Origin of the sequence: Dyella sp. C9 (genome assembly GCF_003332825.1) — a bacterium.
Taxonomy (GTDB): Bacteria; Pseudomonadota; Gammaproteobacteria; order Xanthomonadales; family Rhodanobacteraceae; genus Dyella.
Genome location: NZ_QIRF01000002.1, coordinates 142,326 through 157,126, shown reverse-complemented (window position 1 = coordinate 157,126; position 14,801 = coordinate 142,326). Strand labels below are relative to the sequence as shown.

General features: G+C 67.0%; 10 protein-coding genes and 2 pseudogenes. 6 read left to right on the top strand and 6 right to left on the bottom strand.

The genetic code is table 11. The annotated features are described in order from the left end of the window. Positions 1 to 3: 3 nt before the first annotated feature. From gluP to DVU99_RS03070, 3 genes and pseudogenes are all read right to left on the bottom strand, one after another. Positions 4 to 753: pseudogene (gluP, locus tag DVU99_RS20320) on the bottom strand (glucose/galactose MFS transporter); the annotation flags it as partial. A gap of 417 nt (positions 754 to 1,170) precedes the next feature. Then, a pseudogene (locus tag DVU99_RS20315) lies at positions 1,171 to 1,626 on the bottom strand (MFS transporter); the annotation flags it as partial. A 94-nt stretch (positions 1,627 to 1,720) separates the two neighbouring features. Then, positions 1,721 to 2,773, bottom strand: coding sequence for a LacI family DNA-binding transcriptional regulator (locus tag DVU99_RS03070; protein WP_114238735.1), 1,053 nt, complete (start codon positions 2,771 to 2,773; stop codon positions 1,721 to 1,723). Between the two features lie 155 nt (positions 2,774 to 2,928). Between DVU99_RS03070 and DVU99_RS03065 the strand changes: the two genes are divergently transcribed. The 4 genes from DVU99_RS03065 to DVU99_RS03050 all read left to right on the top strand — a co-directional run bounded on the left by DVU99_RS03065 (position 2,929) and on the right by DVU99_RS03050 (position 9,275). Continuing rightward, the gene (locus DVU99_RS03065; RefSeq protein WP_114238734.1) at positions 2,929 to 5,277 is read left to right on the top strand and encodes a GH92 family glycosyl hydrolase; all 2,349 of its coding nucleotides are present in this window, start codon (positions 2,929 to 2,931) and stop codon (positions 5,275 to 5,277) included. Positions 5,278 to 5,410: 133 nt separating this feature from the next. Continuing rightward, positions 5,411 to 7,207 (top strand): ATP-binding protein, encoded by a 1,797-nt coding sequence (locus DVU99_RS03060; protein ID WP_114239038.1) that lies wholly within the window; start codon positions 5,411 to 5,413, stop codon positions 7,205 to 7,207. After that, positions 7,204 to 7,650: a response regulator gene (locus DVU99_RS03055; protein WP_114238733.1), complete on the top strand. Its 447-nt coding sequence runs from the start codon at positions 7,204 to 7,206 to the stop codon at positions 7,648 to 7,650. The genes DVU99_RS03060 and DVU99_RS03055 overlap by 4 nt, the downstream gene beginning before the upstream one ends. Positions 7,651 to 7,688: 38 nt before the next feature. Then, positions 7,689 to 9,275, top strand: coding sequence for a response regulator (locus DVU99_RS03050; protein ID WP_114238732.1), 1,587 nt, complete (start codon positions 7,689 to 7,691; stop codon positions 9,273 to 9,275). A gap of 72 nt (positions 9,276 to 9,347) precedes the next feature. On the opposite strand, the gene DVU99_RS03045 is transcribed toward DVU99_RS03050, so the two are convergent. The 3 genes from DVU99_RS03045 to DVU99_RS03035 all read right to left on the bottom strand — a co-directional run bounded on the left by DVU99_RS03045 (position 9,348) and on the right by DVU99_RS03035 (position 12,270). Further along, the gene (locus tag DVU99_RS03045; protein WP_114238731.1) at positions 9,348 to 9,851 is read right to left on the bottom strand and encodes a DUF2127 domain-containing protein; all 504 of its coding nucleotides are present in this window, start codon (positions 9,849 to 9,851) and stop codon (positions 9,348 to 9,350) included. A 129-nt stretch (positions 9,852 to 9,980) separates the two neighbouring features. Beyond that, positions 9,981 to 10,175, bottom strand: coding sequence for a YbdD/YjiX family protein (locus DVU99_RS03040; protein WP_114239037.1), 195 nt, complete (start codon positions 10,173 to 10,175; stop codon positions 9,981 to 9,983). 16 nt (positions 10,176 to 10,191) lie between these two features. Then, positions 10,192 to 12,270: a carbon starvation CstA family protein gene (locus tag DVU99_RS03035; RefSeq protein ID WP_114238730.1), complete on the bottom strand. Its 2,079-nt coding sequence runs from the start codon at positions 12,268 to 12,270 to the stop codon at positions 10,192 to 10,194. Positions 12,271 to 12,474: 204 nt separating this feature from the next. Between DVU99_RS03035 and def the strand changes: the two genes are divergently transcribed. Beyond that, positions 12,475 to 13,014 carry a peptide deformylase gene (gene def / locus DVU99_RS03030; protein WP_114238729.1) on the top strand — a complete coding sequence of 180 codons (540 nt, stop codon included), beginning with the start codon at positions 12,475 to 12,477 and terminating at the stop codon, positions 13,012 to 13,014. Positions 13,015 to 13,122: 108 nt separating this feature from the next. Further along, positions 13,123 to 14,727, top strand: a complete 1,605-nt coding sequence (locus tag DVU99_RS03025; protein ID WP_114238728.1) for a sulfotransferase — start codon at positions 13,123 to 13,125, stop codon at positions 14,725 to 14,727. Positions 14,728 to 14,801: the final 74 nt, after the last annotated feature.

The window sequence follows — 14,801 nt, the reverse complement described above, 5'->3', positions numbered from 1 at the left end:
TACTCAGGATGAAGCGGCCGACGGGGTTTCGCTGCGAATCAGCGAGCCGCGCAGGCCGTAGAAGACGATGTAGCCGTAGCAAAGCAGCGGCAGCACGAACGCATGCTGCACGCCCACGCTGTCGGCCAGGAAACCTTGCGCCCACGGCAGCAGCGCGCCGCCGACGATGGCCATGATCAGCAGGCTCGAAGCCTTGCCGGTGAGCGGCCCCATGCGCTCGATGCCGAGCGCGAAGATGGTGGGGAACATGATGGAGTTGAACAGGCCGATGGCGATCACGCTGCCCATCGCCAGCTCGCCACGGGTGAGCATGGTGGTGAGCACCAGCAGTCCGGCGACGCCCGCAAACACGGCCAGCAGGCGGCGTGGATTGAGCTTGGCCAGCATCACCGAGCCAGCCAGCCGGCCGACCATCGCGCCGCCCCAGTACAGCGACACGTAGTGCGAGGCCTGCTGCTCGCTCATGTGGCCGATTTCCGGCAACGACAGGTAGTTCACCAGGAAGCTGCCGATGGATACCTCGGCGCCCACGTAGAAGAAGATCGCCAGCACGCCGAACCGCACGTGCGGGTGGCGCAGCGCATCGAGCAGACTGTGGTGCTGCGTGTCCGCCTGCTCGGTGGATTCGGTCAGCGCCGGCAGCTTGAACAGGCCCACGCCGGCGGCAAGCACCAGCAAGGCGAAGCCAAGGCCGAGATACGGCGTTTGCACCAGCTGCGCCTGCTTCTGGCGATACGCCTGCAACTGGGCCTGCGTCTCCTGGCCAAGGCCTGCGCGCACGGTGCCGAACTTGGCCGACTGCACGGCATCAAGGCGCGACGCCTGCAGCTTGTCGAGTGCGCCGGCCAGGCGGTCGACAGGCAGTGCGGCCAGGTCCTGCGGCGGACGGGCGGCGAGCGTGTCGAGCAAGGCATCGCCCGGCAGGTGGTCGAGCACGTCGGCCAGTTCGCCTGGCGCGAGATGGCCGAGGCTGGCGGCGACCTGGTCCGGCGGCAGGCGATCCAGCGCCGAAGCCGCTGCATCGCCGATCGCGGCGACCAGTCGCGGTGCCGGTGCCTGGGTCATGGCGTCGATGGCCAGGGCCGGCGCGCCGCTGTTGAGCGTCTGTACCAGCTGCACGGTTTCCGGCGCCTTGCGCACGCTGTCGGGGATGGCACCGGTGGAAACCGCCGAGAGAATCAGCAGGCCGCCGAACCACGGCCCCAGGGTAGTGCCCAGCGAGTTCATCGCCTGTGCCAGGGTGAGCCGGCTGGAGCTGGTGCGCTCGGGTCCAAGCAGCGCCACGTATGGATTGGCCGCCACCTGCAGCACGGTGATGCCGGTGGCCAGCACGAACAGCGCGCCGAGGAAGGCGGCATAGGAGTGCTGCGTCGCCGCCGGCCAGAAGCCGAACGCCCCCAGCGCGGCGATGCCCAGCCCGGCGATGATGCCCTTCTTGTAACCCAGCATCGCCACCAGGCGGCCGGCCGGCAGCGACATCAGGAAATACGCCCCGAAGAAGGTGAACTGCACCAGCATCGCGCGGGCGTAGTTCAGCTCGAACACCGACTTGAGGTGCGGGATCAGGATGTCGTTGAGGACGGTGAGGAATCCCCACATGAAGAAGATGGTGGTGAGCACCGCCATCGCCAGCGGGTAGTCGGTGTAGCGCGTCGAGCCGGAAGCCGGCGAACGGGCCGCCGACTGGGAGGGTGGGGCTGCAAAGGCCATGGACGTTCCGTCAGGGTTGGATGGGTGGACAGCTGCTTTCGCGCACCACCAGTTCGACCGGGGCGATCACGGCGCGCGATTCGGACTGCGGCTCGCGCAGCCGCGCGAGGATCAGCTCGGCAGCCTGGCGGCCCCGTGCGCGCGGGGCGGTGGAGAGCGTGGTGAGCGTCGGCGTGCTCATGGCCGCTTCGGCCACGTCGTCGAAGCCGGTGATGGCCACGTCGCGTCCCGGCTGCAGGCCGCGCTGGTTCAATGCCAGCATCAGGCCGAAGGCGACCGCGTCGTTGTAGCAAACCACCGCAGTCGGGGCATCGCCCAGGGCGAACAGGCCGGCTGCGGCATGTGCCGCGTCCAGCCGGGTGGGCTTGCTCTCCACCCGCCAGTGCGGCTGCACCTCGATGCCGGCGGCCTGCATGGCCTCCAGGTAACCGGCGTGGCGTTCGCGGCAGGAACTGGCGTGGTCGTGGCCGCCGAACATGGCGATGCGGCGATGTCCCTGCCGGATCAGGTGCTCGGTGGCCAGGCGTGCGCCGCGCTGGTTGTCCAGCATCAGGCGATCCCAGCGCACGTGGCCGGGCAGCGGGCCACCCGGTTCGCGATTGAACAGCACCACCGGTGTGTGTGCGCCGATCGCGGCCAGCACCTCCTCGGTGCTGCTGCCCTCGGCCGGCGACAGGATGATGCCGCCCGGGCCATGCTCGATCAGCGATCCGAGCACCGCCTGCTGGCGCGTGCTCGACTCGCCGGTGCTGCCCAGCAGGGTGACGAAGCCAGCCTCGCCCAGGGTCTCGTCCACCCCGGCGGCGAATTCGGCGAAGAACGGGTTGGCCAGCTCGTTGAGCACCAGCGCGATGCTCGAGGACGTGCGCCGGCGCAGGTTGGCCGCGGCGCGGTTGTACACATAGCCCTGGCGGCGCAGTTCCTCCTCTACGCGGGCCCGGGTGGCCTTGTTGACCAGCGGGCTGCCCCGCAGCACCAGCGATACCGTGGCACGCGACACGCCGCATCCGGCTGCAATGTCATTGAGGGTGATCTTGCGACCAACAGGGGTCTGGCTTTCCATCGCAGGCCTGGGTGATTGGAACGATCCAAAGGTAACCCGCCGATGCCGGCTAACGGAACCAGAATCGATGGCGCGGCGCAGCATGCATTGCCCTTCGCGGCAATGCTAGCTTCCGCTCACTTAGAACGATTCAAATTCATTGCCGGGGGAGATTCATGTCGCGTCCGTCTTTCCGTGCCTGCCTGCCGGGCTTGCTCGTCGTCGCCATTGCCCTGGCGCTGTCCGGCCCCGGCCATGCGGCCGACCACGCGGCCGATGTCGACCCCCGCATCGGCACCGGTGGCGATGGCCACACCTTCCCCGGCGCCACGGTGCCGTTCGGCATGATCCAGCTGTCGCCGGATACGGCGATGCCGGACTTCAAGCACGCCTACAAGTGGGCGGCCGGCTACCAGTACGGCGACAGCAGCCTGCTGGGTTTCTCCCACACGCACTTCTCCGGATCCGGACATTCGGACCTTGGCGATGTGCTGGTGATGCCGATTGCCGGCGACGTGCGGCTGGAGCCAGGCGATCCGGCCAAGCCGGGCAGTGGCTACCGTTCCCGCTATAGCCACGACACCGAGCAGGTCGAGGCCGGCTATTACGCCGTGACGCTCGCCGATTACGACGTACGCGCCGAGCTGACCGCCGGGCGTCGTATCGGCTGGCATCGCTATACCTTCCCGGCCGGCAAGCCGGCCCACCTGCTGCTGGACTTGCGTCCCAGCATCTACGACTACCCGGGCAAGGTGCTGTGGTCGAGCCTGCGCGTGCACGAGGACGGCACCGTCACCGGCTGTCGCACCACTCGCGGCTGGGCGCCGGGCCGCGAGCTGTGCTTCGCCATGCGCTTCTCTCAGCCGATGGTGTCGCGCACCCTGTACAACCGCGAGACCGACGTGGTCTACAAGGGCTTCAAGGGCCCGGGCAACCAGCCGGAGGACCATGACGCGCAAGCCGGTCGCGCGCTCGAGGGCGTGTTCGATTTCGGCACCCTCAAGCAGCCGCTGGGCGTGAAGGTGGCGATTTCCTCGGTGAGCGAGGACAACGCCGTGGCCAACCTGGACGCCGAAGGCCAGGGTTGGGATTTCGATGCGCGTCGCGCCGAGGCCCGTGCCGACTGGAACAAGGCGTTGGCAGCCATCGACGTGGAGGGCACCAGGGACCAGCGCGTGGGCTTCTACACCTCGCTGTACCATGCCCTGCTGTCGCCGACGCTCAGCATGGACGTCAACGGCCAGTTCCGCGGTCCGGATGGCGCGGTACACCAGGCCGTCGACAAGAACGGCAAGTTCGAATTCCACTCCACCTGGTCGCTGTGGGACGTGTATCGGGCCCAGCAGCCGTTGATGGCGCTGTTGATGCCCCATCGCAGCACCGACTTCGTGCGCTCGCTGATCGCGTCCCGCGAGGCCAGCCCGTTCGGCATCCTGCCGGTGTGGGCGTACCAGGGCATGGAGACCTGGTGCATGATCGGCTATCACGCGGTGCCGGTGATCGCCGACGCCTACATCAAGGGCGTGCGCGGCTTCGACGCCGACGCCGCACTCAAGGCGATGGTGGCCTCGGCCACCTACGCCCCGTACGGTGGCCTGGGCGACTACATGAAGCTCGGCTACGTGCCGATCGACAAGGAGCCGGAAGCCGCCTCCAAGACCCTGGAGTACGCCTACGACGACTGGTCGCTGGCGCAGATGGCCAAGGCCATGGGCCGCCAGGACGTCGCTGCCACCTTCGACAAGCGTGCCGGCAACTGGCGCAATGCCTACGACCCCAAGACCGGCTTCATGCGCGCCCGCAAGAGCGACGGCCAGTTCCGCGAGCCGTTCAACCCGGACGTCGCCGGCTATGGCAGCGACTACACCGAGGGCAACGCCTGGCAATACTCCTGGTACGTGCCGCAGGACGTGGCGGCCCTGGTCAAGGCGATGGGCGGCGATGCGCGTTTCGTGGCCAAGCTCGACAGCGTGTTCGATGCCAAGGTCGATCCCTCGCACTTCGCCAACGTGGAGGACATCACCGGCCTGATCGGCTGGTATGCCCACGGCAACGAGCCCAGCCACCACCTGGCCTACCTGTACGACTATGCCGGCGCGCCCTGGCAGACCCAGAAGCGCCTCAAGCAGATCATGGACAGCCAGTACGCCACCCGTCCCGACGGCCTGGCCGGCAACGACGACCTCGGCCAGATGTCAGCCTGGTACATCTTCACGGCGCTGGGTTTCTACCCGGTGACGCCGGCCAGCGACGAATACGCCATCGGCCGGCCGTTCGTTGAGCGGGCGACCCTGCACCTGCCCCATGGCAAGACCTTCACGGTCAGCGCCGCCCCGTTCGACGATGCCCACCCCTACGTGGGCAGCGTCACGCTGGATGGCAAGCCGCTGGATCGCGTGTTCCTGCGCCACGGCGAGATCCTGGCCGGTGGCGAGCTGCACTTCACCATGCAGGCCGAGCCCAATCACGGCTGGGCGCAGCAGCCCGGATCCCGTCCGACCTCGATGAGTACGGCTTCGCCCTAATGCGTAAGAGATCACCTACTAAAGGCTTATCAAAAAGCCTGCAGTAGGAGGTGGCAATCGTTAGGGTGATTCTGCAACCATGCCCTACATGCTGCGCTCATCCTGGAAATTGGCGTCGACGCTGCGCCCGGCCATGGGGGACCGCGTGGCCCTGCGCTGGCGGCTGGGCGGCCTGCTGGCCGCCGTGCTCGTCATCGTCGCCTTGCCCTACATGGTCACCCGCAGTGGTTCCAGCGAGGCCATCGAGGCCAGCGAGCGGGTCACCCACTCCTCGGAGGTGAAGTCGCTCACCTATCGCATTGCCTACGTCATCAGCGACAGCGAGGCGGCGATCTACCGGTTGATCCATGGGGACTACGATCCGCAGGTGCGCATGCGGGCCGATCGGGCTGCCCACGATGTGCCGAGCCTGCTGTCCCAGTTGCGCGAGATGACGCGGGACAGCCCCGACCAGCAGGCGCTGATCGGATCGCTGAGCTCTACCGTGAACGGCCGCCTTGCACTCAGCGGCCAGGCCATCCTGCGCCACGAGCACGGGGACCAGGAAGGCGCGGCTGATGCCATGCGCGACGCTGGCACGTTGTTCAAGATGGACGACCTGATCGACGGCATCGTGCGCAACGAGAACAACGAGCTGCTCAACCGGCGCGCCGAGGCCCAGCGCGAATCGTTCAACAGCAGCCTGGCGCTGCTGATCACGGCGATCGCCCAGGTGGTGCTGCTGACCATTGTGGTGATCGTGTCCGAGCGCCAGATCAGCCGCCGCCTGCGTGCCGAGGTGCGCGAGGGCCAGGCGGTGCAGCGTTCGCAGCTGATCGTGCAGGCGGTGCGCGAGCCGATCGCGCTGCTCGACGCCAGCCTGGGCACCTTGCTGGTCAATGCGGCCTTCGGCGAGCTGTATGGCCTGCCACCGGATTTCCGCCAGTCGATGCCGCTTACCGAAATCGGCGATGGCGCCTGGTCCGATAGCGCGCTGCTGCAACGACTGAACGACGTGCTGCTGCTGGACCGCGAACTGTGGGACTACGAGCTGGTGCAGCGCACGGTGGATGGCGTGGACCGCCACGTGGTGATCAATGCCCGGCGCCTGGAGCCCGATGGTGGCGGCGATCCGGTGCTGCTGCTGACGCTCAGCGATGTCACCGCGCGAGCGCTGGTGGAGCAGCAGGTGAAGGAACTGAACCGGCAGCTTGAGGGCAAGATCGAGCAGGTATCCGACGTCAACCGCGAGCTGGAGGCCTTCAGCTATTCGGTATCGCACGACCTGCGCGCGCCGCTGCGCCACATCAGCGGATTCGCCGGCAAGCTGCAGCAACACCTGGGCGAGGCCGCGGACGAGCGTTCGCGGCACTACATCGAGGTGATCAACGATGCCTCCCGGCGCATGGCACTGCTGATCGAAGATCTGCTGGTGTTCTCGCGCCTGGGACGCGGTGCGCTGCGCCTGCAGCCGGTGGACATGCAGTCGCTGGCCGACGAGGCCCGCGCACTGGCCGAGACCGACGCGCATGGGCGCCATATCGTCTGGTCGATCGCGCCGCTGCCCATCGTGATCGGCGACGAGAACATGCTGCGCACGGTGTGGCAGAACCTGCTGGGCAATGCGGTGAAGTACACCGGCAAGTGCGAGGTGGCGCGCATCGACGTCGACGTGCAGCGCAATCGCGACGGCAGCTATGAATTCGTGGTCAGCGACAACGGCGCGGGCTTCGACATGCAGTACGCCGGCAAGCTGTTCGGCGTATTCCAGCGCCTGCACCGCGCCTCGGAATTCCCGGGCAACGGCATTGGCCTGGCCAATGTGCGACGCATCGTTTCGCGTCACGGCGGACGCGTGTGGGCCGACGCCCAGCCAGGACAGGGAGCCCGGTTCCATTTCACTCTGCCATCGTCCGACCTGGCGGAGAGCTTTGCGCAGAGGCGGCCATGAACCATCGCGACATTCGAACCATCCTGCTCGTCGAGGACAGCCTCGCCGACGCTGAAATGGCCATGGATGCGCTCGCCGAGGCGAACCTGGCCAATCCCGTGGTCCACCTGGAGGACGGCGTGGACTGCCTGGATTACCTGTATTGCCGGGGCGAGTGGGCCGGGCGCGAACCGCTCGATCCGGCCGTGGTGCTGCTGGACATCAAGATGCCGCGGATGAGCGGCCTGGAAGTGCTCACCCAGTTGCGCGCAGACGAGCGCTTTCGCCGCGTGCCGGTGGTGATCCTGTCGTCCTCGCGCGAGGAAAGCGACCTGGCGCGCAGCTGGGACATCGGCGCGAACGCCTATGTGATCAAACCGGTCGACGTGGACCAGTTCTTCGAGGCGGTACGCACGGTCGGGCAGTTCTGGGCAGTGCTCAACCAAGGCCCTGAACACACCTGAGTACGATCGGGGCAGGATGCCCCACGACGGAGTCATCGATGGCGGACAGGCAACACTGGGCACTACCCCGAATCCGGGTCCTGCAGATCGAGGATAGCCAGCTCGATGCCGAACTGGTGCTGTCCGAGCTCGACGCCGACCATATCGAATATGACGTGCAGCTGGTCGATGCCGAGCGCGAATACCTGGCGGCGCTGGAGGAGTTCCACCCGCACATCGTGCTGTCGGACCTGAGCATGCCGGGCTTTTCCGGCCAGCGCGCGCTGGACCTGTTGCGCGAGCGCGACCAGGACCTGCCCTTCATCTTCGTCTCGGCCACGCTCGGCGAGGAGGCCGCGATCGAGGCTTTGCGCAATGGCGCGACCGATTACATCCTCAAGCAGAACCCGGCGCGGCTGGCTTCGGCAGTGCGCCGGGCCCTGCGCGAGGCCGAGGCCCAGCGCGCGAGGCGGCGCGCCGAAACCGAACTGATCCGCGCGCAGCGCTTCGAGAGCCTGGCCATGCTGGCCGGCGGCCTCAGCCACGACCTGCGCAACCTGCTGCAACCCCTGTTGCTGGCTGGCGACAGCCTGCAGGACTACCAGGAAGATCCGCGCCTGGCGCGGCTCGGCCGCCTGGTGCGCGATTGCGGCAAGCGCGGCCTGGACATGGTGCAGTCGATGCTTTCCTTTGCGCGTGGCGCCCGCCGCGCGGAGCAGGTGCGGGTGGGGGCGTTGCTCGAGGCGCTGGGCCTGCTGCTGCAGGGGAGCGTGCCGCGTTTCGTGGTGCTGGACATGAACGCGGAGGATCCCGAACTCACCTTCGACGGCAACCACACCGAGTTGCAGCAGTGCCTGCTCAACCTCAGCCTCAATGCGATCCAGGCCATGCCCGAGGGCGGCAACCTGCGCATCGGAACCGCGGTGGCCCATCTGCCCGATGCCTTCTTCCTGCCCGAGGAAGAGGCCAACGAGGGCAGTTATCTTTGCTTGAGCGTGGCCGACAGCGGCACCGGCATGGACGAGCAGGCGCGGCAGCACCTGTTCGAACCGTTCTACACCACCAAGGACACCGGCACCGGCCTGGGACTGGTGTCATGCAAGCGCATTGTTACCGCGCATGGCGGCGTGATCCGGGTGGAAAGCGAGCCAGGGCAGGGCACCTGCTTCCAGATCTATATTCCGTTGACGGCGCAGCGTGGCGACGCGCTCGAACTCGAAGAGGACATCAACCTGCAGGGCGAGGCCGAGCGCGTGTTGGTGGTGGTGGAAGAAGCCGGCCAGCTCTCGCTGTTGGTCGACACCCTCGATTCGTGGGGCTACCAGGCGCATGCCAGCCAGAGCGGTACCGCGGCGCTGCAGTGGATCGAGGCGCAAGGCGTACCCGACCTGGTGGTACTCGATGCGGACATGAACCTGTTCACCGGCGTGCGCACGCTGGCGGCACTGTTCGACCACGGCTACCGTCGCGCGGTCCTGCTGCTGGCCCGTCCCGATGCGCCGCCCGACATGGACGAGCTGCCGGTGATGGAGCATCTGTACCTGGTGGACAAGCCCATCTCGACCCAGAAGCTGCTGCGCACCGTGCGCGAGGCACTGGAAGCGAGCGCGGCCACCCAGCTCCCGGACGGCACCCCTTCGTTGTAGGAGCGCACCCCGTGCGCGATCTGACCTTGCGGTGTCACCGCCTTGCGGGTGTTACGTGCACAGGGTGCGGGCTTACTTGGCCTTGGGTGGGCGGGGCTGCATGGCGATGCGTACCAGGTAGACCACGATCGCTATGTTGGCGAGCAGGGCCCCCAGCTTCAGCCAGGTGAAGCGGTGCAGGGTCTCGTAGAACTCCAGCGGAATCAGTGAGCCGGTGGCGATCACCGTGAACCATTCGGCCCAGTGCTTGCGCAGCCACAGGCCGGTGCCCTCGGTGGCGAAGATCGCCGCATAGGCCAGCGCCACCAGACCGATCGCCACGAACTTGCTGGGTCCCATCTCCTGCAGCAGTTCGACCAGGCGCCAGCGCAGCCCGTTGCTGTCGGTCAGCGACAGGTGTTCCAGCCAGTGCACCAGCTTCTCGAAATTCTGCTCGCGGTCCAGGTGGAAGGCGAAGATCGCCACCAGGATCAGGCACACGGTCTTGACCGCCTTGTAGATGGCGATGATGCGCAGGCCGAGGCTGTGCTGCGACTCGATCTCGGAGGTCGGCTTGGTGAGGTGGTGTTCGGTCATGGTCAATCGGGTGGGGTGGACCGGCATGATCCCTGCGCGATGATGAAGGGAAAGCCACCGAAAGCCCAGTCTCACGGGCACGAAAAAGGCCATGCCCCAGGCGGGGCATGGCCTTCCAGGCACTTGCGTTCAGCAGCAGCGGCCGCCGGTGCCCTTGTAGCGTGCGATCTGGCGCTCGCGGAAGAACTCCGCATAGGTGGGCACGCTGCGCTCCGGGTGATGCTCGCGCAGGTGCTTCACGTACACGTCGTAGTCAGGAACGCCGCAGCACAGCCGGGCGGTTTGCACCGCCCATTTCCGGAAAGCCTGCAGGTTCGCTTTCATGGTCATGGCCTGGCCCTCAGTGGGAGGTGGACACGCTCGCCAGTGCGACGTAGGGCTCCTCGTGTGCGGTCGGGTGGTTGATGCCCCACGCCTTGACGATCGAGCGGATGGCAAAGCCGAGCATGGTGAGGATCAGCAGCATGAAGATGCCGGTCAGCGCGGCGTCGACGTAGTTGTTGGTGACGATGCGCTGCATTTCCTCCACCGTCTTGGCCGGCGCCAGCAGCTTGCCGTCGGCCGCGGCTTGCGCGTACTTCTGTGCGGCGGCGGTGAAGCTGATCGGGCCGCTGAGCTTTTCCCAGCCGGCGGTCAGCGTGCACACCACCAGCCAGATCGCGGGAATGCCCGGCACCAGCACATAGCGCTCGCGCTTGAGCTTCACCGTCACCACCGTCGCCAGCATCAGCGCCACCGCGGCAAGCATCTGGTTGGCGATGCCGAACAGCGGCCACAGCGTATTGATGCCGCCCAGCGGATCCACCGCGCCCTGGTACAGGAAGTAGCCCCACAGGCCTACGCAGATGGCCGTGGCCAGCAGATTGCCGGTCCACGACTCGGTGTGTTGCAGCGGCTTGTGCACCAGGCCGGCGATCTCCTGGATCATGAAGCGGCCCACGCGGGTACCGGCATCCACCGTGGTGAGGATGAACAGCGCCTCGAACAGGATCGCGTAGTGGTACCAGAAGGCCATCATGCCTTCGCCCGGGATGATGCCGTGCAGCAGCTGGGCCATGCCCACCGCCAGGGTCGGGGCACCGCCGGCGCGGCTGAGCACGCTGGACTCGCCGATGTTCTTGGCCGTGTTGAGCAACTCGTCCGGCGTCACCACGAAGCCCCACTGGCTGATGGTGGTGGCGGCCTGCTGGGCGGTGGTGCCGATCAGCGCCGAGGGCGAGTTCATGGCGAAGTACACGCCCGGATGCAGCGAGGCGGCGGCCACCAGCGCCATGATGGCGACGAAGGCCTCCATCAGCATGCCGCCGTAGCCGACCATGCGTGCCTCACCCTCGCTGGCCAGCAGCTTGGGCGTGGTACCCGAGGCGATGATCGAATGCCAGCCCGACACCGCGCCGCAGGCGATGGTGATGAACAGGAACGGGAACAGGTTGCCCTGGAACACCGGGCCGGTGCCGTCGATGAACTTGGTCACCGCCGGCATCTGCAAGGTGGGCGCGGCGAGGAAGATGGCCAGCGCCAGCAGCAGGATGGTGCCGATCTTGAGGAAGGTGCTGAGGTAATCGCGCGGCGCCAGCAGCAGCCATACCGGCAGCACCGAGGCGCAGAAACCATAGGCGATCAGCAGCCAGGCCAGCGACTTGGCATCGAAGTCGAACACCGCCGACCAGGTCGGCGAGGCCGCCACGTGCGAGCCGAACCAGATCGAGGCAAGCAGCAGCACCAGGCCGATGATCGACACCTCGAGGATCTTGCCCGGGCGCAGCCAGCGCAGGTACACGCCCATCAACAGGGCGATCGGGATGGTGGCGGCCACGGTGAAGGTGCCCCACGGGCTGTGGGTGAGCGCCTTGACCACCACCAGCGCCAGCACCGCCAGCACGATCATCATCAGCACCAGCACGCCGAACATGGCGACCACGCCGGCCACCGGCCCCAGTTCGTCACGCAGCATGTTGCCCAGCGAGCGGCCGTCGCGGCGCACCGACAGGCCCAGGATCATGAAGTCCTGCACGGCGCCGGCGAACACCACGCCGAACAGGATCCACAAGGTGCCGGGCAGGTAACCCATCTGGGCGGCCAGCACCGGGCCCACCAGCGGGCCGGCGCCGGCGATGGCGGCGAAATGGTGGCCGAACACCACCCACTTGTCGGTGGGCACGTAGTCCAGGCCGTCATTGCGCAACACGGCGGGCGTGGCCCGCGTGGGGTCCATGCACAACACCTTGTCGTTGATGAACTTGCCGTAGAAGCGGTAGCCGATCACGAACACGGCGATGGCGGCGGCCACCAGCCAGATCGCATTGATCGGTTCGCCCCGTCGCAAGGCGACTACACCCAGGCACCAGGCGCCGACGATGGCGATGGCGGCCCATAGGATCTTTCCTGCCGGACTTGGTTTGACGGCAATGGCTGACATACGCATCGGCTCCTGGACAGTCCTTCGCAAGGGTCGTTCCGGTGGCTCCGGTGGTCAATGCCATTATGCGCCCGCAAATATTAGCCTTTGGTCGAATGGGTGGAGCCGGGCGGGACACGCCAGTGGCGTGCCCAGCGCGTACACTGGCGGTCTCGCCGGCGTCGCATCCGGCGCCGGTAACCGCATGACCAGGCGAGGTTTTCCATGATCCGCGAGATTCTTAAGATGGGCGATCCACGGCTGCTCCGCGTGGCACCGCCGGTTCCCGACGCCATGATCGGCAGCGCCGGCCTGGAGGCGCTCATCGCCGACATGTTCGACACCATGCATGACGCGGGCGGGGTCGGCCTGGCGGCGCCCCAGATCGGCGTGGACCTGCAGCTGGTCATTTTCGGGTTCGACCGTTCCGAGCGGTACCCGGACGCCCCGGCCGTGCCGCGCACCATCCTGCTCAATCCCGTGATCACCCCGCTCTCGCAGGACATGGAAGAGGGCTGGGAGGGATGCCTGTCGGTGCCCGGCCTGCGCGGTGCGGTGAACCGCTACACGCTGATCCGTTACCAGGGGCTGGACCCCGCCGGCGCCCGGATCGACCGCACCGCCGACGGCTTTCACGCACGGGTGGTGCAGCACGAGTGTGACCACCTGATCGGCCGGCTGTATCCCTCGCGCATCACCGACTTCAGCAAGTTCGGCTATACCGAGGTGTTGTTCCCCGGGATGGATCCGGGCGTGGACGAATAGCGGCCCGTGCCCGGCCCTGAACCGATGAGGGGCGGGCTCGGCAGGCCTGCCCGCGGCTGGCCTCGCTATAGTTCCGTCCTCTGAACGCTTACTCCAAAGGCACGCAACATGACGGCAAACCAGGCCTCCACGCCGGCTGATCGCGCGGCAGGTTTGTCGCCGGCCGCGCTTCGCTTCCTGCAGGAGGCGGGCAATGCGCTCGCGCATGGTCGGCCGGAGCCCGCCGAGCGCGCCCTGATGAGCCTTCTGGCGCTGGCGCCGAAAAGCGCCGAGGGGCATATGTTGCTGGGTGTGGTGTCGCAGATGCGGGGGAACCATGCCGCGGCGATCCGGGGTTTCGACGAATCGCTGCGACTTCGTCCCGACGACGCGCCCACCCTGATGTATCTGGGCATCTCGCAGTTCGAGCACGGCGATGTGGCACTGGCGCTGGCCTCGTTACATCGCGCGTGCGAACGGGCGCCCGGCATGACGCCGGCCTGGTTCAACCTGGGCAAGGCACTCAAGGTGCACATGCGCAGGGAGGAAGCCTGCCGGGCATTCGAGCGCGTGCTGCAACTCGATGCCAGGCACGTCATGGCGCGCAATAGTCTTGCCGACACGCAGGTCAGCTTGGGTGACATCCGTGCCGCGGTGGCGAACTACCGGGAGGTGCTGCGCCACCAGCCGGCCAATCACCTGGCCTGGCACGCACTGGCCAACCTCAAGACCGAACCCTTCAATGATGCCGACCGGGCGCAGTTGCAGCAGCTGTTCCGCAAGCCTGACCTGGCCGCCGATGCGCGCATTGCCATCGGCTTTGCGCTGGCGAAGGCGCTGGAGGATGGTTCGGCCTACGCGCCTGCCTTTGAAGTGCTGCGTGAGGCGAATGCGCTCAAGCGGCGACAGCTACGTTGGGACGCCGCAGCGGAACGCCGCCAGGTCGACGCCATCATGGCGGCGTTCGCGCACCCGGGCCCCGAACCGGTGGATGCCTTGTTGGGGCAGGAGGTCATCTTCATCGTCAGCCTGCCGCGATCGGGCTCCACGCTGACCGAGCAGATCCTCGCGTCGCATCCGCTGGTGGAGGGCGCCGACGAAATCACCGACCTGCCGCAGGTCATCGAAGAGGAGTCCAGGCGGCGCGGCGTGGCCTTTCCGCAATGGGCGCCTGCCGCCACCGCTGCCGACTGGGCGCGCCTGGGGCGCGAATACCTGGCGCGCACCGCACGCTGGCGCCAGCAGCGGCCCCGCTTCACCGACAAGAACATGCTCAACTGGCAATACCTCGGCGCGGCGCTGGCGATGCTGCCTGGCGCACGCGTGGTCAATGGCCACCGGGATGCCGTGGAAACCTGTTTCGCGTGCTATCGCCAGCTCTTCAGCGTGGGCTCGCATTTCAGCTACGACCTCGACGAGATGGCGAGCCATTACGAAGAGCATGTGCGCCTGTGCCGTTTCTGGCAGCAGCGCTTCCCGGGGCGGGTACTGGACCATTCGTATGAAGCCCTGGTGGCTGAGCCAGAGGCACGCATTCGACGCCTGCTCGATTTTTGCGGGCTCGCTTTCGATCCGGCCTGCCTCGAGTTCCATGCCACCTCGCGCACCGTGCTCAGTACGGCGAGCGCAGCCCAGGTGCGCCAGCCGCTTCAGAAGAACACCTCACGGCTGGGGCACTACGAGGCACAGCTGTCATCGCTGCGCGAACGGCTCGGCAATGCCGGCCCGGTTTGAACGGCGTTGAAAACAAGAAAGCCGCCGTGTGACCGGCGGCTTCTGTTTGTCCGGGGTGGCCCGACCGCGGCCAC

Bases quoted from the DNA above. Each gene is read 5' to 3' on its own strand.
- DVU99_RS03070 (WP_114238735.1), bottom strand. From the start codon at position 2,773: ATGGAAAGCCAGACCCCTGTTGGTCGCAAGATCACCCTCAATGACATT.
- DVU99_RS03065 (WP_114238734.1), top strand. From the start codon at position 2,929: ATGTCGCGTCCGTCTTTCCGTGCCTGCCTGCCGGGCTTGCTCGTCGTC.
- DVU99_RS03060 (WP_114239038.1), top strand. From the start codon at position 5,411: ATGGGGGACCGCGTGGCCCTGCGCTGGCGGCTGGGCGGCCTGCTGGCC.
- DVU99_RS03055 (WP_114238733.1), top strand. From the start codon at position 7,204: ATGAACCATCGCGACATTCGAACCATCCTGCTCGTCGAGGACAGCCTC.
- DVU99_RS03050 (WP_114238732.1), top strand. From the start codon at position 7,689: ATGGCGGACAGGCAACACTGGGCACTACCCCGAATCCGGGTCCTGCAG.
- DVU99_RS03045 (WP_114238731.1), bottom strand. From the start codon at position 9,851: ATGACCGAACACCACCTCACCAAGCCGACCTCCGAGATCGAGTCGCAG.
- DVU99_RS03040 (WP_114239037.1), bottom strand. From the start codon at position 10,175: ATGAAAGCGAACCTGCAGGCTTTCCGGAAATGGGCGGTGCAAACCGCC.
- DVU99_RS03035 (WP_114238730.1), bottom strand. From the start codon at position 12,270: ATGTCAGCCATTGCCGTCAAACCAAGTCCGGCAGGAAAGATCCTATGG.
- def (WP_114238729.1), top strand. From the start codon at position 12,475: ATGATCCGCGAGATTCTTAAGATGGGCGATCCACGGCTGCTCCGCGTG.
- DVU99_RS03025 (WP_114238728.1), top strand. From the start codon at position 13,123: ATGACGGCAAACCAGGCCTCCACGCCGGCTGATCGCGCGGCAGGTTTG.